The sequence below is a fragment of the Georgenia daeguensis genome (assembly GCF_039537705.1).
GTDB lineage: Bacteria > Actinomycetota > Actinomycetes > Actinomycetales > Actinomycetaceae > Georgenia > Georgenia daeguensis.
In genome coordinates, this window is record NZ_BAABBA010000008.1 from 73,263 (window position 1) to 93,084 (window position 19,822).

General features: G+C 74.1%; 18 protein-coding genes and 1 pseudogene. 8 read left to right on the forward strand and 11 right to left on the reverse strand.

Translation table 11 applies throughout. The features are described 5' to 3' along the window. Positions 1–97: 97 nt before the first annotated feature. Positions 98–721: a CueP family metal-binding protein gene (locus ABD774_RS09715; RefSeq protein ID WP_345040375.1), complete on the reverse strand. Its 624-nt coding sequence runs from the start codon at positions 719–721 to the stop codon at positions 98–100. 281 nt (positions 722–1,002) lie between these two features. On the opposite strand from ABD774_RS09715, the gene ABD774_RS09720 reads away from it, so the two are divergent. The 3 genes from ABD774_RS09720 to ABD774_RS09730 all read left to right on the forward strand — a co-directional run bounded on the left by ABD774_RS09720 (position 1,003) and on the right by ABD774_RS09730 (position 3,216). Further along, positions 1,003–1,272 (forward strand): glutaredoxin, encoded by a 270-nt coding sequence (locus ABD774_RS09720; protein ID WP_345040378.1) that lies wholly within the window; start codon positions 1,003–1,005, stop codon positions 1,270–1,272. Positions 1,273–1,628: 356 nt separating this feature from the next. Further along, positions 1,629–2,264, forward strand: coding sequence for a DUF2461 domain-containing protein (locus ABD774_RS09725; protein WP_345040380.1), 636 nt, complete (start codon positions 1,629–1,631; stop codon positions 2,262–2,264). Positions 2,265–2,379: 115 nt separating this feature from the next. Beyond that, positions 2,380–3,216: a hypothetical protein gene (locus ABD774_RS09730; RefSeq protein WP_345040383.1), complete on the forward strand. Its 837-nt coding sequence runs from the start codon at positions 2,380–2,382 to the stop codon at positions 3,214–3,216. A gap of 61 nt (positions 3,217–3,277) precedes the next feature. On the opposite strand, the gene ABD774_RS09735 is transcribed toward ABD774_RS09730, so the two are convergent. From ABD774_RS09735 to ABD774_RS09770, 8 genes and pseudogenes are all read right to left on the reverse strand, one after another. Next, on the reverse strand, positions 3,278–4,153 hold the full coding sequence (locus ABD774_RS09735) for an SRPBCC family protein (protein WP_345040385.1): 876 nt from the start codon (positions 4,151–4,153) through the stop codon (positions 3,278–3,280). Next, positions 4,150–5,004, reverse strand: coding sequence for an FAD binding domain-containing protein (locus ABD774_RS09740; protein WP_345040387.1), 855 nt, complete (start codon positions 5,002–5,004; stop codon positions 4,150–4,152). Before ABD774_RS09740 ends, ABD774_RS09735 begins: the two co-directional genes overlap by 4 nt. Next, on the reverse strand, positions 5,001–7,499 hold the full coding sequence (locus ABD774_RS09745) for a xanthine dehydrogenase family protein molybdopterin-binding subunit (protein ID WP_345040390.1): 2,499 nt from the start codon (positions 7,497–7,499) through the stop codon (positions 5,001–5,003). Before ABD774_RS09745 ends, ABD774_RS09740 begins: the two co-directional genes overlap by 4 nt. Then, complete coding sequence (locus ABD774_RS09750) at positions 7,496–7,981, reverse strand: (2Fe-2S)-binding protein (protein WP_345040392.1); 486 nt, start codon at positions 7,979–7,981, stop codon at positions 7,496–7,498. Before ABD774_RS09750 ends, ABD774_RS09745 begins: the two co-directional genes overlap by 4 nt. Positions 7,982–8,283: 302 nt before the next feature. Beyond that, a pseudogene (locus tag ABD774_RS09755) lies at positions 8,284–9,399 on the reverse strand (XdhC family protein); the annotation flags it as partial. Further along, entirely contained in the window at positions 9,392–10,486 is a 1,095-nt protein-coding gene (locus ABD774_RS09760) for a vWA domain-containing protein (protein ID WP_345040397.1), read from the reverse strand. The pseudogene ABD774_RS09755 and the gene ABD774_RS09760, both read right to left, overlap by 8 nt. A 5-nt stretch (positions 10,487–10,491) precedes the next feature. Further along, positions 10,492–11,457 carry an AAA family ATPase gene (locus ABD774_RS09765; protein WP_345040399.1) on the reverse strand — a complete coding sequence of 322 codons (966 nt, stop codon included), beginning with the start codon at positions 11,455–11,457 and terminating at the stop codon, positions 10,492–10,494. Positions 11,458–11,509: 52 nt separating this feature from the next. After that, a complete protein-coding gene (locus ABD774_RS09770; RefSeq protein ID WP_345040401.1) occupies positions 11,510–12,097 on the reverse strand; it encodes a nucleotidyltransferase family protein in 588 nt (195 codons plus the stop codon). Positions 12,098–12,184: 87 nt separating this feature from the next. Between ABD774_RS09770 and ABD774_RS09775 the strand changes: the two genes are divergently transcribed. From ABD774_RS09775 to ABD774_RS09790, 4 genes are all read left to right on the forward strand, one after another. Further along, positions 12,185–12,484, forward strand: a complete 300-nt coding sequence (locus tag ABD774_RS09775) for a class I SAM-dependent methyltransferase (protein ID WP_345040403.1) — start codon at positions 12,185–12,187, stop codon at positions 12,482–12,484. Then, positions 12,481–12,807, forward strand: coding sequence for a class I SAM-dependent methyltransferase (locus tag ABD774_RS09780; protein WP_345040405.1), 327 nt, complete (start codon positions 12,481–12,483; stop codon positions 12,805–12,807). The genes ABD774_RS09775 and ABD774_RS09780 overlap by 4 nt, the downstream gene beginning before the upstream one ends. Next, a complete protein-coding gene (locus tag ABD774_RS09785; RefSeq protein WP_345040407.1) occupies positions 12,804–13,214 on the forward strand; it encodes a hypothetical protein in 411 nt (136 codons plus the stop codon). Before ABD774_RS09780 ends, ABD774_RS09785 begins: the two co-directional genes overlap by 4 nt. Before the next feature lie 319 nt (positions 13,215–13,533). Beyond that, on the forward strand, positions 13,534–15,633 hold the full coding sequence (locus ABD774_RS09790; RefSeq protein ID WP_345040409.1) for a peptidoglycan recognition protein family protein: 2,100 nt from the start codon (positions 13,534–13,536) through the stop codon (positions 15,631–15,633). Positions 15,634–15,731: 98 nt separating this feature from the next. Here ABD774_RS09790 and ABD774_RS09795 read toward each other — a convergent pair whose 3' ends face one another. Continuing rightward, entirely contained in the window at positions 15,732–16,958 is a 1,227-nt protein-coding gene (locus ABD774_RS09795) for an MFS transporter (protein ID WP_345040411.1), read from the reverse strand. Positions 16,959–17,242: 284 nt separating this feature from the next. Further along, on the reverse strand, positions 17,243–18,586 hold the full coding sequence (locus tag ABD774_RS09800) for an MFS transporter (protein WP_345040413.1): 1,344 nt from the start codon (positions 18,584–18,586) through the stop codon (positions 17,243–17,245). A gap of 279 nt (positions 18,587–18,865) precedes the next feature. Between ABD774_RS09800 and ABD774_RS09805 the strand changes: the two genes are divergently transcribed. Continuing rightward, complete coding sequence (locus tag ABD774_RS09805; RefSeq protein WP_345040415.1) at positions 18,866–19,750, forward strand: PaaX family transcriptional regulator; 885 nt, start codon at positions 18,866–18,868, stop codon at positions 19,748–19,750. Positions 19,751–19,822 lie beyond the last annotated feature (72 nt).

A 19,822-nucleotide genomic window follows, 5' to 3' on the forward strand; every position in this document is an offset into this window, starting at 1 on the left:
GGGCGATCCACAGGCGAGCGGGGGCCCGGCGGGGCGGTGGAGAACAGGCGGTGCGGATCGGGCGGTGGGGATCAGGCCCCGAGGACCACGCCGTGGATCAGGCGAGCTTCAGCGTGGTCACGCAGGTCGCGCCGTCGTCCGTGGTGGAGAACGCGGCCTCCCCCTCGAGGCCGTCGTAGGACACGCGGATCGTGCCGGCGACCTCCCGGGGCAGCCAGAACCCGACGAAGCCGTTGTCGTAGGTGGTGGTCCGCTCGTCGACGAGCACCTCTCCGGCGTCGTCGACGATGGTCACCTGGACCTCCTCGCCGCCCAGCTCGCCCGTGCAGGTGGTGAGCGAGTGGTAGAAGCACTCGTGCGTCTGCTCGACAAAGGGCGCCACGGACACGTAGAACCGGTCCTGCGGCAGCTCCATCGCGAGCTCCTCCTCCCCGTCGGAGAGCACGAGCTGATCGACCCGGACGGAGGCCATGAGGTCGTCCGGCCGTTCGGCGAGCGGGAGCCGGTCCAGCTCGTCGACGATGTCGTCCGCCTCGAGGCCGTCCAGGTCGTAGGCGGCCAGCCGTCCCTCGACGCCCGACGACGCAGCCTCGGTCGCGCCCGCCGCGGCGGTCTCGCCCGCGCCGGCCCCGGAGGTCTCGCCAGCACCGGGCTCGGTCGTGGAGCAGCCGGCCAGCACCAGCACGACACCTGCGGCCGCGACCGCGATCCTTCGCCTCATGTCTCCTCCAGCTGCCGGGTGGTCCGTTCGTCGTCCGTAACCCTGCCACGCTACGACACGCCCGGATTGGGCCCTAGGTCCGGTTTCGGCGGGCCACGGCGGGGTCGCGAGCGTTCCGGGCGGTCCGAGGAGCGCCAGGAGAGCGCAGCGGGCCTTGGGCGGGAGCGTCCGGCGACGCGCAGCCGAAGGGCGACGCGCACGGGACGGACGTCCCAGGGAGGCCGACAACCGGTGCGAGAGGGTCGAAGACGGACGAAACACCCTCACCAAGGAGAACCACCATGTCTACGAGCCCCGCCCGCGTCACTGTCGTCACGGCCCCCGGGTGCCCGTTCTACGCCGGGGTCGTCAACACCCTGGACAAGCTCGCCGAGCGGCACGACCTCACGGTGATCGAGGTGCTCGCGCAGACCCCGGAGGGCATGGTGCTCGTCGACGAGTTCCGGCCCGCGATGATGCCGCTCGTCCTCGTCGACGGCGTGTACTTCAGCGAGGGAGTCCTGCCGGCCGAGCGGCTGGAGCAGCGGCTCGCCGAGACCCGCTCGGCCTGAACGATCCCCGGCCCCGCCGGGGCCGGACCCCGGGACGGGGTGGCGCGCCACCCCGTCCCGACCCATCCACCCGCGGTGGCCTCCCGTGACCGGCGGTCACGGCGCGCTTCCGCGGGATGAGCTCCCCGCCCGGGCCGCGGCTCGCTCACGGTCCGGCACCCGAGGTCCCGGCCCTCCACCCAGAACCATCTCAGCATTTTGCGGACGGCCCGTGGGACAAAAGGCACTGGTCAGAATAAGGCTCGGCGACGGTGCGCGTGGGCAGAATCGGCACCGATGTGCGACGTCGTGAGAAACCTCTCCGGCCCCCGCCCGAACCGCGGTCCCGACGGCCGCTCGAGCGCATGATGACGCCCATGGCCGACTTCACGGGCTTCCCGCTCTGGGGACCGCAGTTCTACGCCGACCTCGAGCACCACAACACCCGCGAGTTCTGGGCTGCCAACAAGGACCGGTGGGAACGCGAGGTCCGCGACCCCGTGCGCGCGCTCGTCACCGCGCTGGAACCGGAGTTCGGACCCGCCACGATCTTCCGCCCGCACCGCGACGTGCGCTTCAGCCCTGACAAGTCCCCGTACAGGACGCACCAGGGAGCGATCGCCGGACCGTCTCCCGGCCTGGGCTACTACGTCGGGCTCGACGCCGACGGGCTCATCGTCGGCGGCGGCTTCCGCACGCACTCCCCCGCCCAGACCGACCGGTTCCGCCGGGCCGTCGACTCCGACGCCGGGGCCGAGCTGGCGGGCGTCGTGGCCGCCGTCGTCGCCGCCGGGTTCGTGCTGGAGGGCGCCGCCCTGAAGACCCGGCCCCGCGGCTACCGGGCCGACCATCCCCGCGCCGACCTGCTCCGCCGCAAGGAGCTCATGGCCGTGACGAACGTCGGGACTCCGCCGTGGCTCGCGACCCCCGCCGCGCTGGACCGGGTCCGGCAGATGTGGCGCCAGGTCAGACCGCTGGTGGAGTGGGCGGTGACCAACGTCGGCCCGGACTGAGGTCTGCGCACGCGTCCAGGGGGCCGCCCCGCCGGGGCCTGCGTAGCATCGACGACGTTTCCCGTCCGCACGACGGTCGCCCCGCCGGCGGCCCGCCCAGCCCCGAGGAGCACACATGATCCCAGCAGGTGCCGCCCAGATCCCGGCGGACGGCGACGAGCTCGCCGGGCGGGTCGCCCGCTCGCTCAGGGACGCCCTGCACCTGGGGACGGGCGTGGCCGTCACGGCCGCGATGTCCGCCCCCGGAGCGGTCGACCACCTGAGCATCGACCTCTCGGGCAGCGTGATCGACAACCGGTACCTCTCGCGCAGCGCGATCAGCCTTCGCCCGCCCCGGTCCACCGCCGGAGGCGTCGCCACCGAGCTCGGAAGCCTCACGCTCACGGGACGACCCGTCGTCGCCTTCGGGGCACCGATCTTCGGGCAGCTCGACGCCCAGCACGTCCCGGCGACGTGGCTCCACGACGACTCGGGCCAGCTGTGGCTGGCGTTCCGCGACGAGCGTGCCGCCGGCGGGCCGACCGCCGGCCGGGCCGTGGTCGAGGGCGAGGTCGCGGCGGTGAGCACGGCCGCCGGCACGGTGGCCGCTGAGCTGGCGCAGCAGATGGGCGTGGCGGTCCGGGACGTCAGGGTCACCCCGCTGGCCACGGGCCCGAACCGCTGGCGCTTCGACCTCGCGGCCAGGGTCTCCAAGGGGTTCGCCTCCACCAACGTCACGGGGCACGCGCAGGTCAGCCTCGACGACAACCTGGTCGTCCGCGTGGAGGAGCTGACCGCCCGGGCCGGCGGCCTCCTCGGCTCGCTCGCCCAGGGCATGATCGAGTCGCACCTCGGCCGGTACCGCGACCGTGCGTTCAACCTGAAGGAGCTGACCTTCGCCGGCGCGCGCGTCACCGGGCTCGACGTCGAGCTCGCCGAGCGGTTCCGCGTGACGGTGACGCTCGGGTCATGAGCCGAGCGGACGACGAGACGTCGTCGCCCGCCGAGCCCGGACCGCCTCTCGGGTCAGGGCGTCATTCCCGGCCTGCCCGGCCGACGAGAACACCCATCGCGAACCCGGCAAGCCCCACGGCCAGCGCGCCCGCGTAGCGCTGGAGCAGCACGGGCAGGACGGCGGAGCCGAGGTCGATCGCGTCGTCCTGGTGCGCGGGCGTCACGGGCTGGGGCGGCCCGGGCTCCGCCGGCGGCACGGGCAGGGGCGGCACGGGCTCCGCCGGCGTCACGGGCTGGGGCGGCACGGGCCCCGCGGGCGGCACGGGCTGCGGCCGGGGCCGCTCGCTCGGGGCGGGCCGCGGCGACGGTGACGGAGTCGGCCCGGCCGACGCGGCAAGGTCCGCGGGGCTCGCGGAGTCCCCGGGCTCCGCCGTCGCACCGGAGCGGGACGGCGCTTCACCGGAGCGCGACGCCGTCGCCGCGCCGGCGGGCCGCCCGTCCGGGGCGTCGCCGGCGAACTGGCGCTCGATGCACGCGACGAACTGGCCGAGCAGCTTGTCCGAGACGTCCTGCATGACGCCCCGGCCGAACTGCGCCGGCTTGCCGGTGACGGACAGGTCCGTGAGCACCTCCGCCCGGGACCCGCCGCCGTCACCGGTCAGCGACATCGTCACCGTGGCCGAGGCGGTGCCGTTCCCCCGCCTGTCCTTGCCGCGCGCCTCGATGACGGCACGGTGGCCGGCGTCGTCGCGCTCGAGGAACTTCCCGGTCCCCGCGTAGGTCAGGGCGATGGGCCCGAGCTTGACCTTGACGGTGCCGGAGAACTCCTCGGCGCCGGCCTCGGTGACGGTGGCGCCCGGGAAGCAGCCGCCCACCCGGTTCAGGTCGGTGAGCAGCTCCCAGGCGGCGTCGGGCGCGGCCGGGATGGTGAACGTGTGCGTCAGCTCCACGGTCACGCCCCCACGGCGGTCAGCACGGCCCGGCGGGTGAGGACCCCCGCCAGGTGGCGGCGGTAGTGGGCGTCGCCGTTGAGGTCCGACGGCGGCTCTGTCCCCTCCCCCACGCGCGCGCAGATCTCGCGCAGGTCCTCGGCGGTGGCCGCGACCCCCACGAGCGCGCGCTCGACGTCGTGGGCGCGCACCGGGGTCGAGCCCATGTTGGTCAGCGCGACCCTGGCCTCGGCGATCGTGCCGCCCTCCGCGCGTGCGGTGACGGCGACCCCGACGATCGCCCACTGGTGGGCGACACGGACGAACTTCTCGTACGCGCTCCCCCACCCGGTGTGCTTGGGGATCTCGATGGCGACGATCACCTCGCCCTCGCCGACGGCGGTCTCGAAGAGGTCGACGAAGAACTCCGTCGCCGGGACCCGTCGCTCGCCGCCCGGGCCGGCGATGACCATCGTGGCGTCGAGGGCGAGGACCGGGGCCCCGACGTCGCCGGCCGGGTCGGCGTGGGCCAGCGCCCCGCCGATGGTGCCCCGGTGCCGGATCTGCGGGTCGGCCACCTCGGTGATGGCCTTGACCAGCACCCCGGCGTGCACGGCGACGGCCGGATCGTCGAGGAGCTGCTGGTAGGTGGTCATCGCCCCGACCCGCAGGTGCTCACCGGCGTCGGTGATCCCGGCGAGCCCCGGCACCCGGCCGAGGTCGACGAGCACCTCGGGGGTGTTGAGCCGCATCCGCAGCACGGGCAGCAAGGACTGCCCACCGGCGATGACCTTCGCGTCGTCGCCGTGCTCGGCGAGGGCGGCGAGCGCCTCCTCCAGGCTGGTGGGGGCCACGTAGTCGAACGTCGCGGGGATCACCGCGCACCGCCTTCCGGGTCGTCCTGGCCGGGTTCGTCCTGGTTGGGTTCGTCCGGCGCGAAGTGCGGGGCGGCCTCGGCCGTGCCGGGGTCGTCGGGCGCCGTGCCCACGGTGGAGCCGACGGTGGTCGAGGCGTCCTGGACGGCCCGCCAGACCTTCGCGGGCGTGAGCGGCATGGAGATGTCCTCGACCCCGAGGTGGCGCACGGCGTCGAGGACGGCGTTGACGACCGCCGGGGTCGACGCGATCGTCCCGGCCTCGCCGACGCCCTTGGTGCCGAGGTCGTTCGTGGTCGACGGCGTGACCGTGTTGTCGGTGACGAAGGAGATCGTGTCCGCCGTCGTCGGCAGCGTGTAGTCGACGAACGAGCCCGTCACGAGGGTGCCCTGCTCGTCGTAGACGGCCTCCTCCCACAGCGCCTGGGCGATGCCCTGCACCAGCCCGCCGTGGATCTGCCCCTCGACGAGCAGGGGGTTGACGATGGTGCCGACGTCGTCGACGCAGACGTAGGACCGCAGCTTCACCTGGCCCGTCTCGGTGTCCACCTCGGTCGCGCACAGGTGGGTGCCGTGCGGGTAGGAGAAGTTGACGGGGTCGTAGGTGGCATCGGCGTCGAGGCTCGGCTCCATCCCGTCGGGCAGGTCGTGGGCGGCGAACACGGCCAGGGCGAGGTCGGTCAGGCCGATGGAGGTGTCGGTGCCGCGCACCTGGAACTTCCCGCCGGTGAACTCCAGGTCCTCCTCGGCGGCCTCGAGGACGTGGGCGGCGAGCGGCCGGGCCTTCTCGATGACCTTGTCCGCGGCCCGGACCACCGCCTGCCCGCCGACGACGAGCGAGCGGGACCCGTAGGTGTCCAGGCCCTTGTGGGAGATCTGGGTGTCGCCGTGCAGCACCTCGACGTCCTCGAACGGCACCCCGAGCCGGTCGGCGACGATCTGGCTCCAGGCCGTCTCGTGCCCCTGCCCGTGCGGCGAGGAGCCGGTGACGACCTCGACCTTGCCGGAGGGCAGCATGCGGACGGCGGCGTGCTCCCACCCGCCGGCGCCGTAGCTGAGCGCGCCGAGCACCCGGGAGGGCGCCAGCCCGCACATCTCCGTGAACGTGGAGATGCCGATGCCGAGCTGGACGGGGTCGCCGCTCGCGCGCCGCTCCGCCTGCTCGCGGCGCAGCTCGTCGTAGCCGAAGAGCTCCTTGGCCCGCGCCGTCGCCGCCTCGTAGTTGCCGGAGTCGTACTCCAGCCCGGCGACGGTGGTGAAGGGGAACTCCTCGTGCCTGATCCAGTTCTTCTCCCGCACCTGGAGCGGGTCCATGCCCAGCTCGGCGGCGAGCTCGTCCATCATCCGCTCGATCGCGAACGTGGCCTCGGGCCGCCCGGCGCCGCGGTAGGCGTCGGTCCAGGTCTTGTTGGTGAAGACGTTGGTGCAGGTGAAGTGGTACGCGGGAAACTTGTAGATGGCGTTGAACATGAAGGCGCCGAGGATCGGCACCCCGGAGGTGACGAGCCCGAGGTAGGCGCCCATGTCCGCCGTCAGCTCGACCTTGAGCCCGGTGACGGTGCCGTCCTGGCGCGCGGCGAGGGTGAGCTTCTGCCACTGGTCGCGGCCGTGGTGGCCGGAGACCAGCGACTCGCTGCGGGTCTCGGTCCACTTGCAGGGCTTGCCGGTGTGCCGGGCCGCGAGGAAGGTGATGACCTCCTCCGGGGTGACCTGGAGCTTGCCGCCGAACCCGCCCCCGACGTCGGGCGCGATGACGCGCACCTTCGACTCCGGCACCCCGAGCGTCAGGGCCAGCATGAGCCTGAGGATGTGCGGGACCTGGGTGGCGGACCACATGACGAACTGCTCGCCGGTGGGGTCCACGACCGTCGAGCGCGGCTCCATGTAGGCGGGGATGAGCCGCTGCTGGCGGAACTGCCGCTCGACGAGGACCTCCGCGTCACGGATCGCGTCCTCCACGTCCGTCCCGGTCCCCGCCTGGGCCGAGTCGAAGGTCCACACCGCGGAGGTGTTGCTGCCCAGGTCCGGGTGCGCGAGGGCACGGTCCGCCACGGCCTCCCTGAGGTCGACGACGGCGGGCAGCTCCTCGTAGTCGACGTCCACCAGCTCCGCCGCGTCCCGGGCGGCGGCCGCGCTGCGCGCGACCACGACGGCGACGATCTCACCGGCGAAGGCCACCCGGTCGACGGCGATCGCCGGGTGCGGCGGCGCCTTCTGGTCAGGGGTGACCGGCCAGGCGTTGGGCAGGGAGCCCTGGACGTCTGCGACGTCGCGGCCGGTCAGGACGGCCACGACGCCGTCGGACTCGCGTGCGGCCGTCGTGTCGATCGCGGTGATGCGCGCATGGGCGAACGGGCTGCGCACCATGGACAGGTGCAGCATGCCCGGCAGGACGATGTTGTCGGTCCACCTGGTGCGCCCGGTGATGAGCCGCCGGTCCTCCTTGCGCTTTCGCGCGGCGCCGATCTCGGCGGCGGGCCTCTCCTCGACGGCGGTCACGGCTGGACCTCCAGGACGGGCACGGGCCGGGCGGCGGCCTGCTGCACGGCCTTGACGATGTTGTGGTAGCCGGTGCACCGGCACAGGTTGCCCTCGAGCCCGACGCGGATCTTCTCCTCGGTGAGGTCGGGCTCGTGGGCGATGAGGTCTGCGGCCTGCATGATCATGCCCGGCGTGCAGTAGCCGCACTGCAGGGCGTGACAGTCGTGGAAGGCCTGCTGGACCGGGTGCAGCTCACCGTTCTCGGCGAGACCCTCGATGGTGGTGACCTCGTGCCCGTCGGCCTGGACGGCCAGGACGTTGCAGGACTTCACGGACCGCCCGTCGAGATGGACGGTGCAGGCGCCGCAGTTGGACGTGTCGCACCCGACGACCGTCCCGGTCTTTCCCAGCGTCTCGCGCAGGTAGTGGACCAGGAGCGTTCTGGGTTCGACCTCGTCGGTGTACCGGGTCCCGTCGACAGTCACGGAGATGCGCGTCATGGATCCTCCAGGTGGGGACGTCGTCGTCACCTCGGATCATGTCGGCTCCGGCCGGAACCGGCAAGCATTTCAGTGACCCGGATCACACGCCGCGGTCACGTCCGCGTCATGGCGTCGTCGTCGTCGGGATCATGGTCGTCGTCCGCTGCGTCGGCCTGGACCCCCGCGTCGGCCTCGATCGCCGTGAGCTCGGCGTCCTCCTGCATCGCCGTCAGCTCGGCGTCCTCCTCCATCGCCGTCAGCTCGGCGTCCTCCTCCATCGCCACCAGTTCGGCCTCGTCGACGAACGCGGCGGCGTGCTGGTGGATGGGGCCGGAGGTCTGCGTGAGCCGCTCGCCGTCGCCGCCCCACTGCAGGGCGATGATCTCCGCGGCGATGCTCACCGCCGTCTCCTGCGGCGTGCGGGCCCCGAGGTTCAGGCCCACCGGGGAGGACAGCCTCGCCAGCTGCTCCTCGGTGAGCCCGTTCTCCCGCAGTCGGCGCAGCCGGTCGGTGTGCGTGCGCCGCGACCCCATCGCGCCGACGTAGGCCACCTCCGGCCCGCCCAGGGCGAGGGTGAGCAGCGGGACGTCGAACTTCGGGTCGTGGGTGAGGACGCAGACGACGGTGCGGGAGTCGACCCGGCCCGCCTCGATCTCCTCGGCGAGGTACTCGTGCGGCCAGCGCACGACCACCTCCTCGGCGTCCGGGAACCGCGACGCGGTGGCGAAGACCGGGCGGGCGTCGCACACGGTCACCCGATAGCCGAGGAACGCCCCGATCCCGGCGACGGCGGCGGCAAAGTCGATCGCCCCGAAGACGAGCATGCGCGGGCGCGGGGCGTAGGCGGAGACGAAGACGCGCATGCCCTGGCCGCGCCGCTCCCCGTCCGGCCCGTACTCGAGGGTCTCGGTGCGGCCGGCGGCGAGGAGCCCGCGGGCGTCGTCGGTGACCGCGTCGTCGGCCCGGTCCGAGCCGAGGCTGCCCTGGACGGGCTCGCTCTCCGGACGGATGACGAGGCGGCGCCCCACGCGGCCGGCGTCGGGGTGCGCGACGACGGTGGCGACGGCGACCGGCCGGCCCGACCGCACGTCGTCGGCCACGTCGCCGAGCTCGGGGAAGTCGGCCCGCGAGACGCGCTCGACGAAGACGTCGAGGATGCCGCCGCAGGTCAGCCCGACGGCGAAGGCGGACTCGTCGCTGATGCCGTACCGCTCGAGGGTGGGCACGCCTGAGGCGATCACCTCCTCGCCGGTGGCGTAGACCGCGCCTTCGACGCAGCCTCCGGACACCGACCCGACGGCCTCCCCGCCCGGGCCCACGAGCATCGCCGCGCCGGGTGGGCGGGGGGCGGAGCTGAACGTGGCGACGACGGTGCCCATCGCCACCGCGTCGCCGGCCTCCCACCACCCCAGGAGCTCGTCGAGGACGTCACGCATTGCCCACTACCTCCAGCAGCTCGGCGAACGTGGCCATCGAGTGGCCGGGGACGAAGGCGTCGACGTGCGGCAGCACGGCCACGATCCCGGCCTGAACCGGACGGTACCCGGCCCTGCCGACATGCGGGTTCGCCCAGACCACCGTGTGGGCGAGGACGTGCAGGCGGCGCATCTGCTCGGCGAGCAGGTCGGGGCCGTGCCGCTCCCACCCGTCGGAGCAGATGACGACGACGGCCTGGCGGGCGGTGCCGCGCCGCCCCCAGCGGTCGAGGAACGCGCCCAGGGTCTCCCCCAGCCGGGTGCCGCCCGACCAGTCCGGGACCGCCTCGCCCGCGGCGAGCAGGGCACGCTCGGGGTCGCGCTCACGCAGCGCCGCGGTCACCCGGGTGAGGCGGGTGCCCAGCGTGAACACCTCGGTGGTGCGGGGAGCGGCCCGGACCATGGTGTGGGCGAGACGCAGGAGGGAGTCGGCGTAGGGGGACATCGAGCCGGAGACGTCGAGAAGGACCACCACCCGGCGGGGCCGGGTCGTGGGGCGGCGACGCCGCACCGGGCCCGGCTCCCCCATGCGGCGCAGCTGCTCGCGCAGGGTGGCGCGGCCGTCCACGCCGCCGGTGCGGGCCGGCGCGCGGCGGCGGGCGCGCCGCGCGGGCGGCCGGGGGCGCAGGGTCGCGAAGAGCCGGGCCAGCCTGGCGCGCTCGGCGGCGGTGAGGGTGGCGACGTCGCGGTGGCGCAGCAGCTCGGCGCCCGACGCCGCGGCCGCCAGCGGCTCCCCGTCCCCGCCGTCGCCCTCCGCCGCGGGGGTCAGCGAGGCCCGCGGTGCCGTGGCCGACGGCGGGCGGGGGTGCCGCGTGAGGTGCATGGCGGTGCCGCCGAACCAGGCGGTGAAGACCTGGTCGTAGACGGGGACGTCCGCCGGGTCGGCGGTCATGGTGGCCCGGCCCGCCCAGTACACGCCGGTGCGGTCGGCGAGGGAGACGAGGGCGGCGGCGCTCAGGAAGGCCCGTTCACGGTCGGCGGTGACGGGCAGCCCGGCGGCGCGCAGCGCGCGGGCCAGGCCCAGGAGCGTCTCGGTCGGGGTCCACACGGCGCCTACCTCGTGAGCATCCGGTCGAGGAGCTGGCGGACGCGCTCGGCGTCCTCCCGGTACTTCACGGCGGTGCCGAGGGTGCGGGCGGCCGTCTCGACGTCGACGTCGCTCGTGCCGAGCGCGGCGAGCGCGCGGGTCCAGTCGAGAGTCTCGGCGACCCCGGGCGGCTTGATGAGCTCCCCCTCGCCCCGGAGCGCCTGGACCAGCGTGACGACCTGCTCGCACAGGGCGGCGTCGACGTCGGGAAGGCGCGTGCGGACGATCGCCAGCTCGCGGGCCAGGGCCGGGTGGTCGATCCAGTGGTAGAGGCAGCGGCGCTTGAGCGCGTCGTGGAGCTCGCGGGTGCGGTTGGAGGTGAGGACGACGAAGGGCGGCTGCTCCGCGCTGATCGTGCCGAGCTCCGGGATGGTGACCTGCCAGGTGGAGAGGACCTCGAGAAGGAAGGCCTCGAACTCGTCGTCGGCGCGGTCGATCTCGTCGACGAGCAGCACGCACGGGCTCTCGCGCAGGGCGCGCAGGACAGGCCGGGCGAGGAGGAAGCGCTCGTCGAAGAGCTCGGCCTCGAGGTCCTGGGCGGTCGTGGCCCACCCGTCCGGGTCCGCCGGGGCCGGCCGCGGCGCACCGCCGGTCTCGTCCCGGCCGGTCGTGCCGCGGGCGTCGGCGGCGGCGAGCGCCTCGACCGCCCGCAGGTGGAGGATCTGGCGCGGGAAGTCCCAGTCGTACAGCGCCTGGGTGGCGTCGATGCCCTCGTAGCACTGCAGCCGCACGAGCGGGCGGCCCAGGACCTGGGCGAGCGCCTCGGCCAGGGCGGTCTTGCCGGTGCCGGGCTCGCCCTCGAGCAGCAGCGGCCGCGCGAGCTGGTGGGCCAGGAACGTCACGGTCGACAACCCCGGGTCCGCCAGGTAGCCGGTGGTCTCCAGAGCCGTCGTCACCGCGGACGGGCTGGCGAAGACCTCCGTCGGCTGCATGCCCCGAGCATGCCGACCGGGCGGACCGGCGTCCACCGAATCGCCGCTTCTTTCAGGAGCGCGGCGGGGCGTCGACGTCCTGCCCGCCCGCGAGGTCCCCGCACTCGACGACCGCAGGCGGGTGCCGGCGCAGGTACTCACGCGCTCCGGCGTCCCCCGTCGCCAGCTCGGCGACGCCGGCGAAGTGGTCGCCGCCGAGGAGCACGGGGTGGCCCGGGACGCCGCCGTAGGCGGCGCGGGCGAGCGCGTCTGGACCGCCGGCGACGGCGAGCATCCGCCGCACCACGGCCGGCCCGACGTCGGGCAGGTCGACCAGGTGGACGAGCGCCGCCCGCGCCGACCGCTCCCGCAGGGCGGTCAGCCCGGTGCGCAGCGACTCCCCCATGCCCTGAGCCCACGTCGTGCACACGACGGCGTCCACCGCCGGGCCGACACCGACGAGGGCTTCCCGGGCCTCCCGCTCCGCGGCACCGAGGACGACGACCACCTCGGCGCACCCGCCCGCGAGCAGCACGTCGACCGCCCTGCGGACCCAGGGCACGCCGTCGGTCACGACCAGCGCCTTGGGCATCCCCATGCGCCGGCCGGCACCTGCGGCGAGCAGCAGGCCCGTCACGGGCGGCGCGGCGGAGATCGGCATCTGCCCAGTGTGGCGCGTGCCGCCGGGCCCGGACGCGCACACGCCGTACGGGGAGGGGTCGGCGGAGGCGTCGGGTATGAACGTGGCATGGACGACGGCACGCGATGGGACGCGCGGTACCGCGACGCCCCGGACCCGGTCCCCCGGGCCCCGGACGGGCTCACGGGTCTGGAGGACGCTCTGCCCGACGGCGGCCCCGCCCTCGACGTGGCGTGCGGTCTCGGCGTGGTGACGCTGTGGGCGGCGCAGCACGGGTTCGCGGTGGACGCGCTGGACGTCTCCCCCGTCGCGCTCGCCCGGCTCCGGTCCCGCGCCGCCGCGCTGGGGCTCGCCGGACTGGTGCGCGCACGGCGGGCGGACCTGACCGGGGGCTGCCCGGCGACATGACCGGCCCCTACGACCTGATCGTGTGCCAGCGGTTCCGCGACCCGGCGGTGCACCGGTCCCTCCCCGCGCTCCTGGCGCCCGGCGGGGTGATGGTCGTGACAGTGCTCTCCGCGGTCGGTGCGCCCTCGCCGTCGAGATTCCGGGCCGGAGCCGGCGAGCTGAGCCGGCTCGCCAGGGCATCGGGCCACGAGGCGCTCAGGGACGTCGAGGGCGACGGCGAGGCGACGGTCGTGCTCCGGCGCCCAGGGCCCGGACCCGTCTCGCCGCGCCGCGTCCCGCGGGAGCATGATGCGAACGAGCGGCACGGAGGGGAGAGCTCATGAGCATCAAGGTCGACCTCGGCGAGCTGGGCCCCGCCATGGCGAAGCACGACTTCGCCTACCTGCTCAGCCCGGGCCGCGAGCGCCCGCACGTGGTCGCGGTGGTGCCGCGTCTCGTCGACGGTGCACTGGTGGTCGACTCGCCCGGCCGGTCCGCCACTGCCCTGGCGGCCGAGCACCCCGCGGTCACGCTCGTCTTCCCGCCCCGGCGCGCGGGCGGCTACTCCCTCATCGTCGACGGCGAGGCCTCGGTGCCCGGCGTCGACGGCGGCGACCCGGCCGGTGAGGCCCGCCAGACCCTCTCCGTCCGTCCGGGGCATGCGGTGCTCCACCGGCCCGCTCCCGGCACCTCCGCGCCCTCCCCCGCCGGGGGCGAGGAGGAGCCCGAGCCGCCGGACCTGCCGACCTAGCCAGTCGTCCGCACGCCCCGCGGTGCGACGCCCGCCCCGGGTGTGGGCGGTTTCACAGGGCGGCGCGTGCGTCGGTGGGCACACGGAAATCGCGCGTCCGCGCCGCTTGACCTCTCCGGCCAAGGTCGGATACGGACACCGGTCAAAATTAGTGGCCGCTTTTCGGGTACGAACGAGTGCCAGGTGCCGCACCATGGTGGTGCTGGTGTGACAGATGGTGTTGGTGACACCGAGCACGCAGCACCGCGAGGTCTCCGGGCCCCGCCATCAGGCCGCCGGCAGTTCCGCACGCCATGTGCCCGACCAGGAAGTCCCTCGCATGCACGCTCGCCCCGTCCGGCTCGCCACAGCCGGGATCCTGCTCAGCGCCTCCCTCGTCGTCGCGTCCACCACTTCCGCCACGGCGGCCGGGGCGGCGCCGGGGGGCACCGAGGCCACCGCTGGCGCCGAGGCCACCGCTGGTGCCGAGGCGCCCGCCGTGGAGCCGGTCGTCATCGCCCTCACCGACGCGGACGGCGACCGCACCCGGGTGGCCACCGCCGGGCTCGAGGTCGCCGTCCCGACCGGCGAGTTCTCCGCCTCCTCCGACACGGCCGTCGTCAGCACGGACGCCGTGCTGACGCAGCCGATCCCCACCGACGAGTTCCTCGTCGCGGGCCTGACGTGGGAGGCCGGGCAGGAGCTCGCCGCGGACGCGCAGGTCTTCGTCCGGGTGGAGGAGGACGGCGTCTGGTCGGAGTGGGACGAGACCTCCCACGAGGAGGGCACGAGCGGCGCCGAGGCTGCCGCCGGCACCGACCCGTTCATCACCGGCGGCGCGCAGACGATCCAGGTGCGCATCACCGGGTCGGCGTCGGCCCTGCCTGACAACCTCGCCATCACGGTCCTGTCCTCCGAGGACCTGCAGACCCCCGCCCCGGCCCCCGCCGCAGCAGGCACCGAGAGCACCCCGATCCCCGTGCCGACCGTCGCCCCCGCCGCACCGGGCTCCAGCTCGGTGATTCCCGCCGGGCTCGTCGGCGCCAGCGTCGCGGCCTCCCCGGTGGGCACCGCGGTGCTCCCGCCCCGGCCCTCGATCACCTCCCGTGCCGGGTGGGGCGCGGACGAGAGCAAGATGACGTGGCGGCCCACCTACCGGGCGCTGCGCGCCGCCGTCGTGCACCACACGGCGGGGACGAACAGCTACACCCAGACCCAGGCGGCCTCCGTGGTGCGCGGCATCTACCAGTACCACGCGGTCACCCGCGGCTGGGGAGACATCGGCTACAACTTCCTCGTCGACAAGTGGGGCCGGGTGTACGAGGGCCGCACCGGCTCCCTGGCCGCGCCCGCCGGCATGATGACCCAGGGCGCCCACGCCGCCCCGGTGAACAGCGGCACCGTCGGCATCTCCGCCATGGGCGACTACACCGCGATCGCCGCCCCGACCGCCGTCATCGACGCCATGACCAACGTGCTGGCCTGGCAGTTCGGCCGCGCCGGCATCAACGCCACCACCAGGAGCGGCATCTACTCGCCCGGCACCCCGGCCCTCGCAGCGGGAGTGAACCTGCCCCGGATCTTCGGCCACATGGACGTCTCCGCCACCGCCTGCCCCGGCAAGGACATCTACGGTCGCCTCGCCGCCATGCGCACGGCCGTGGCCAACAAGACCCACCCGCCCGTCGCGGCGCCGGCGCCGGCACCTGCGCCCGCCCCAGCACCGGCGCCCGCGCCCGCACCCGCGGAACCCACCACGGCGCAGCTGCACCCCGTCTACCTCAACAACGCCCTGACCGCAGCCTCCGACGTCGTCTTCTCCTACGGCCCTACCAGCTCGACGATTCTCGCCGGGGACTGGAACGGCGACCGCAGGACGACCGTCGGGGCCCGCAGCTCGGCCGCCTACGCGATGCGCAACGCCAACTCCACCGGCCCCGCCGACCTCAGCTTCATCTACGGCCGGTCCACGGACCAGGTGCTCGTCGGTGACTGGAACGGCGACGGCAAGGACACGCTGGCCGTGCGTCGCGGGATCACGGTCTACGCCCGCAACAGCAACAGCGGCGGCAACGCTGACCTCGTCTTCAACTACGGGCGGGCCACCGACGAGGTGCTCGTGGGCGACTGGAACGGCGACGGCAAGGACACGCTCGCGGTCCGGCGGGGAAGCACGGTCTATGTCAACAACTACAACCGGTCCGGCGATGCGCAGCTCGTCGTCAGCTACGGCCGGGCCACGGACAAGGCGTTCGCGGGCGACTGGAACGGCGACGGCAAGGACACCCTCGCCGTGCGGCGGGGGGACCAGATCATGATCAAGAACTCCCTCGCCTACGGCAACGCCGACACGACCTTCACGTACGGCCGGACCACGGACCGGATGCTCGTCGGCGACTGGAACGCCGACCGCAAGGACACCTTCGGCATCGTGCGCTGAGCGTCGGCGCCCAGGTTCGGCGCAGGGCCTCGGCGCCGGGGCCCTCGCCGCCGGGCCCTTGCCGCTGGGGCTCGCCGCCGGGCCCCGGCCGCCGGGCCCTAGCCGCGCAGGACCGACGGCGCCCGTCGCGCGACCTGCGACGCGACGGCGATCCCGCACGCGGCGAACGCCGCGGTGACGGTCCAGGTGAGGTCCCACGTCCCCGTCCCCTGTGCGACCGCGGCCACCACCGGCGGGCCGGCGAACTGCCCGAGGGCGTTGAGCTGCTGCCCCATGCCAAGAGCCGTCCCCATCGCCGCGGCGCTCGGGGCGGTTCTCATGAGACCGGCGACGACCGTCGTGGGCACCACCCCGCCGACGGCGGAGAACACCAGGACCGCCCCGTACCGCACGCCGAGCTCGACGTCCGGGCCGAGCAGCGGCGCCACACCGAAGGCGACGACGGCGGCCAGCCCCATCGCGGCGAAGCCCGTCACCCACAGCACCGGCGGGCGAGCTCCGCGGTGCAGCGCCGCTCCGGCGCCGAGGTTGCCGACCGCGTTGACGCCCGCGACCAGCGCGCCGAGTGCCGCGGCGCTCCCGACGTCACGGCCGGCGTCGGCGTACATGGTCGGGAGGAACTGGACGATCCCGTTCCACTGCGCCGTGTAGAGGAGGAAGATCAGCGCGACGAGGAGCGGCCCCCGGGCGCGCAGCGTGGCGCGCAACCTCCCCGCCGCTCCCCCGGGCGTGGCGGAGGCCGGGTCGGGCTCGACCGCGACGAGGACGGCTGCCGCCATGAGGCCGGAGAACAGCGCCGCGGCGCCCCACCAGGCACGCCACTCGAGCTGCCCGCCGACCAGGAGAGAGAGTACGGCGGCGAGGGGCATGTGACAGCCCCACACCCCGGTGAGCAGCGCCACCCGCGCCGGCGGCGCCGTCCGTCGGACGAGCGCGGGCGCGCAGATCGAGACGAGCATGAACCCGACGCCCTCCACCACGCGTGAGGTGAGCAGCGGCCAGTACCCGGCCGAGCCGATGCCGGCGGCGGAGCCGGCGGTCAGGAGCGTCAGCCCGAGCAGCAGCGCGCGGCGCAGGCCGATCCGGTCGCCGGCCATCCCGACCGGCACGCCGAGCAGCATCCCCGCCACCTGGACGACGGCGAGCAGGAAGCCGCCCTGCACGAGGCTCAGCCCGAGGTCCTCCGAGAGCGCGGGCAGCGCCGGTGCGAGCTTCCAGACGTGCAGGGCGCCCGCCATCCCGGCGAGGATCACCAGCAGGGACGCGCCAGTCCCAGCCCTGGCCGCGCGGGCCGGGCCGCGGACGGACGTCGTCGCACCGACCACGAGAGCCTCCTTCAGCCCGGGACGCCGAACCGTGGCGGCCGTCGCCGACCACCGGCGTCGCGCAGCCTAGGCCACGGCGCCGCGGTGACGTGGCCGGCGCCCGAGCGGCGGTCCTCGGGAGCGGAGCGCCGCTCGCCGGTGCCAGACGTGGGGCCTCGGGAAGCTCCTCCTCACCAGCTCCGACGGAGGCCGAAGGGTCCGTACCGGTACTCGGTACGGACCCTTCGGCCTGTGCGCCGGTCAGGCAGCACGCCGCGCGTGGCGCGCCCGTCGACGGGAGCGGCTCAGGCGTGGCGCGCCGAGGTGGCGACCTTTTCCCCCTCGACGGCGGCCGCGGCACGCGCCGCAGCCGTGCGCCGCGGGACGGCCAGGATCACGATCAGGCCGAGAACGGCGGGGATGATGAAGGAGTAGAAGTTCCACCGGAAGCCCAGCTCGGACTCCATGATCAGGCCGACCATGATCGGGGCGACGACGGCGCCGATCCGGCCGATCCCGAGCGTGACGCCCACCGCGCTGCCGCGGGCCCAGGCGGGGAAGAACGCCGCGGCGTAGCCGTTGACCAGGATCTGCGTGCCGATCGACCCGAGCCCGGCCACCGCCACGAAGACGTACAGCAGGGCGGCCGGCGGCTGCAGGCTCAGCGCGACCAGCGTGAGCGCCGCGGCCCCGAAGGCCAGGCCGACGGCGAACTTCGACCCCATCCTGTCCGCGAGCGCGGCCGCGGCCACGCTGCCGACGATCGCACCGAGGTTGAGCACCAGCAGGAAGCTGATGGACGAGCCGAGCGGGTAGCCGGCGCTGCGCATGATCTGCGGCAGCCAGGTGTTCAGGCCGTACACGAGCAGCAGCCCCGAGAAGGAGGCCACGGAGAACAGGGCCAGCGGGCCGAGGTTGCCGCCCGTGACCAGGAAACGCAGGGCGCCCGGCGCCTTCTTCGAGCCGCCGGAGGAACGGACCTCGAGCTCGACGCCGTACTCGCGGGCGAGCTCCTGGGCCTCGGCGGTCCGCCCCTTGCCGGCGAGGTAGCTCATCGACTCAGGGAGGTAACGGTAGACGAGCGGCACGAGGATCAGGGCGGGGGCGGCGCCGAGCCAGAGGAGCACGCGGAAGCCGTGGTCCGCCAGCAGCGCCATCGCCGCCAGGGCGGCGAAGACGCCACCGAAGGAGTACCCGACGAACATCATCGCGTTGTAGAACTGCTGCTTCCCACGCGGGGCGTACTCGACCGTGAGAGCGATCGCGGTGGGCATGACGCCACCGAGGCCGATGCCCGCGATCAGGCGGAAGAGGCCGAAGAGCTCGGGCGTCGGGGCCATCGCGGTGGCGGCGGTCGCGACGCTGAACCAGATGATGCTGGCGATGATGATCCGCCGGCGGCCGAGGATGTCCGTCAGGGCGCCGACGCCGAGGGCGCCGACCAGCATGCCGAAGGTGGCGTAGCTGCCGATCAGGCCGACGTCGGCCGGGGTGAGCTCCCAGGTCGGGTGCTCCAGGAGGGCGGGGACCATGGCCCCGTAGACCATGAGGTCGTACCCGTCGAGCACGATGGCTGCGAAGGCGAGCGCGACGACGACGAGGCCCTTGCGGGACCCGGGCCCCGCGAGCGCGGCGGAGGATGCTGACATCGTTGTCTCCTGCGGTGAGGTGGTTCGGGGATCGCCGCCCGGCGGGCGGTCGTACGGTTCGGTACTGGCTCGTGGTGCGGGCGCGCGGTGAGGAGCTGGCTCGTGGTGCGGGCGTCTGCCGAGACCCTGCGGCGCGAGGCGGTGGTGTGCACCACCTCACACCGGGTAATGTGTACGGCATCTGACCGACGACCGTCAAGCAATCGAATCACATTCGGCACCGCCGCACGGCGCCGAGCACCATCCACGGGTGGTGAGACGTCACATGAAGGAGCAGCGATGAAGCCGCGGTCCATCGTCGTCGACCTGTTCGGCGGCTACCTGAGGTACCGCGGAGGCGCCGCCCCGCTGCGCGATCTTGTCGCGCTCCTGGAGAAGTTCGGCGTGGGCGCCTCGACCGCCCGCGTGACGATGTCACGCCTGAAGAAGGAGGGCTGGCTCGACACGCGGCCCGGCACGGACGGCCGCGAGGTCGTCTACGCCCTCAACGAGCACAGCTGGCAGGTGCTCGACGAGGGTCGCGAACGCATCTTCAGCGATCCGCGGACCAGCTGGGACGGGTGGTGGCACATGGTCATCTACTACGTGCCGGAGACCGCCCGGTCGGCGCGCGAGGAGCTGCGCAAGGAGCTCGCATGGCTCGGCTTCGGCCCGCTGGCGGCGTCGACGTGGATCTCGCCCCACGATCGCCTGACCCGCGTGGAGGAGAAGTTCGCGCACGAGCCCGACGTCCGCCTCGACCTGCTGCGCGCCCGGTCCAAGGGGCTGCCGGCCGACCGGGACATGGCCGAGCGCTGCTGGGACCTCGGCTCCCTCAACTCTGACTACCTGACGTTCCTGGAGCGCTACCGGGCGGAGCTGCCGCGGTACCGGTCCGGCCGAGTGGGTCCGGACGAGGCGCTCGTGGAGCGGATCGAGCTCTTCCGAGAGTGGCGCAAGTTCCCCTTCCGCGACCCCGCCCTGCCGCTCGAGCTGCTGCCGGCCCGCTGGCTCGGCCACGACGCGTACCAGCTCTTCACGGAGGTATCGGAGCTGCTGCGGCCCGCGGCGGAGCGCGCGATCGACGAGGCGACGGGCACGCGACGGGACGACGCCGCGGCCCGGCCGGCCGTGCCGCGGACCGCCACCACGGACGCGCCCGACATTTCTGCTTCACTCGCTTGACGCCCGTCGCTGAGGTGTTACACACTCGGTGAACCAGGTCACCCCCGGTGGCCGCACGACGACGTGAACCGT

Excerpts from the sequence above, each read along its gene's own strand:
- ABD774_RS09770 (WP_345040401.1), bottom strand. The coding sequence starts at position 12,097 with ATGCCGATCTCCGCCGCGCCGCCCGTGACGGGCCTGCTGCTCGCCGCA.
- ABD774_RS09750 (WP_345040392.1), bottom strand. The coding sequence starts at position 7,981 with ATGACGCGCATCTCCGTGACTGTCGACGGGACCCGGTACACCGACGAG.
- ABD774_RS09805 (WP_345040415.1), top strand. The coding sequence starts at position 18,866 with ATGAAGCCGCGGTCCATCGTCGTCGACCTGTTCGGCGGCTACCTGAGG.
- ABD774_RS09725 (WP_345040380.1), top strand. The coding sequence starts at position 1,629 with ATGGCCGACTTCACGGGCTTCCCGCTCTGGGGACCGCAGTTCTACGCC.
- ABD774_RS09780 (WP_345040405.1), top strand. The coding sequence starts at position 12,481 with ATGACCGGCCCCTACGACCTGATCGTGTGCCAGCGGTTCCGCGACCCG.
- ABD774_RS09765 (WP_345040399.1), bottom strand. The coding sequence starts at position 11,457 with ATGCAGCCGACGGAGGTCTTCGCCAGCCCGTCCGCGGTGACGACGGCT.
- ABD774_RS09790 (WP_345040409.1), top strand. The coding sequence starts at position 13,534 with ATGCACGCTCGCCCCGTCCGGCTCGCCACAGCCGGGATCCTGCTCAGC.
- ABD774_RS09785 (WP_345040407.1), top strand. The coding sequence starts at position 12,804 with ATGAGCATCAAGGTCGACCTCGGCGAGCTGGGCCCCGCCATGGCGAAG.
- ABD774_RS09775 (WP_345040403.1), top strand. The coding sequence starts at position 12,185 with ATGGACGACGGCACGCGATGGGACGCGCGGTACCGCGACGCCCCGGAC.
- ABD774_RS09720 (WP_345040378.1), top strand. The coding sequence starts at position 1,003 with ATGTCTACGAGCCCCGCCCGCGTCACTGTCGTCACGGCCCCCGGGTGC.
- ABD774_RS09715 (WP_345040375.1), bottom strand. The coding sequence starts at position 721 with ATGAGGCGAAGGATCGCGGTCGCGGCCGCAGGTGTCGTGCTGGTGCTG.
- ABD774_RS09730 (WP_345040383.1), top strand. The coding sequence starts at position 2,380 with ATGATCCCAGCAGGTGCCGCCCAGATCCCGGCGGACGGCGACGAGCTC.
- ABD774_RS09800 (WP_345040413.1), bottom strand. The coding sequence starts at position 18,586 with ATGTCAGCATCCTCCGCCGCGCTCGCGGGGCCCGGGTCCCGCAAGGGC.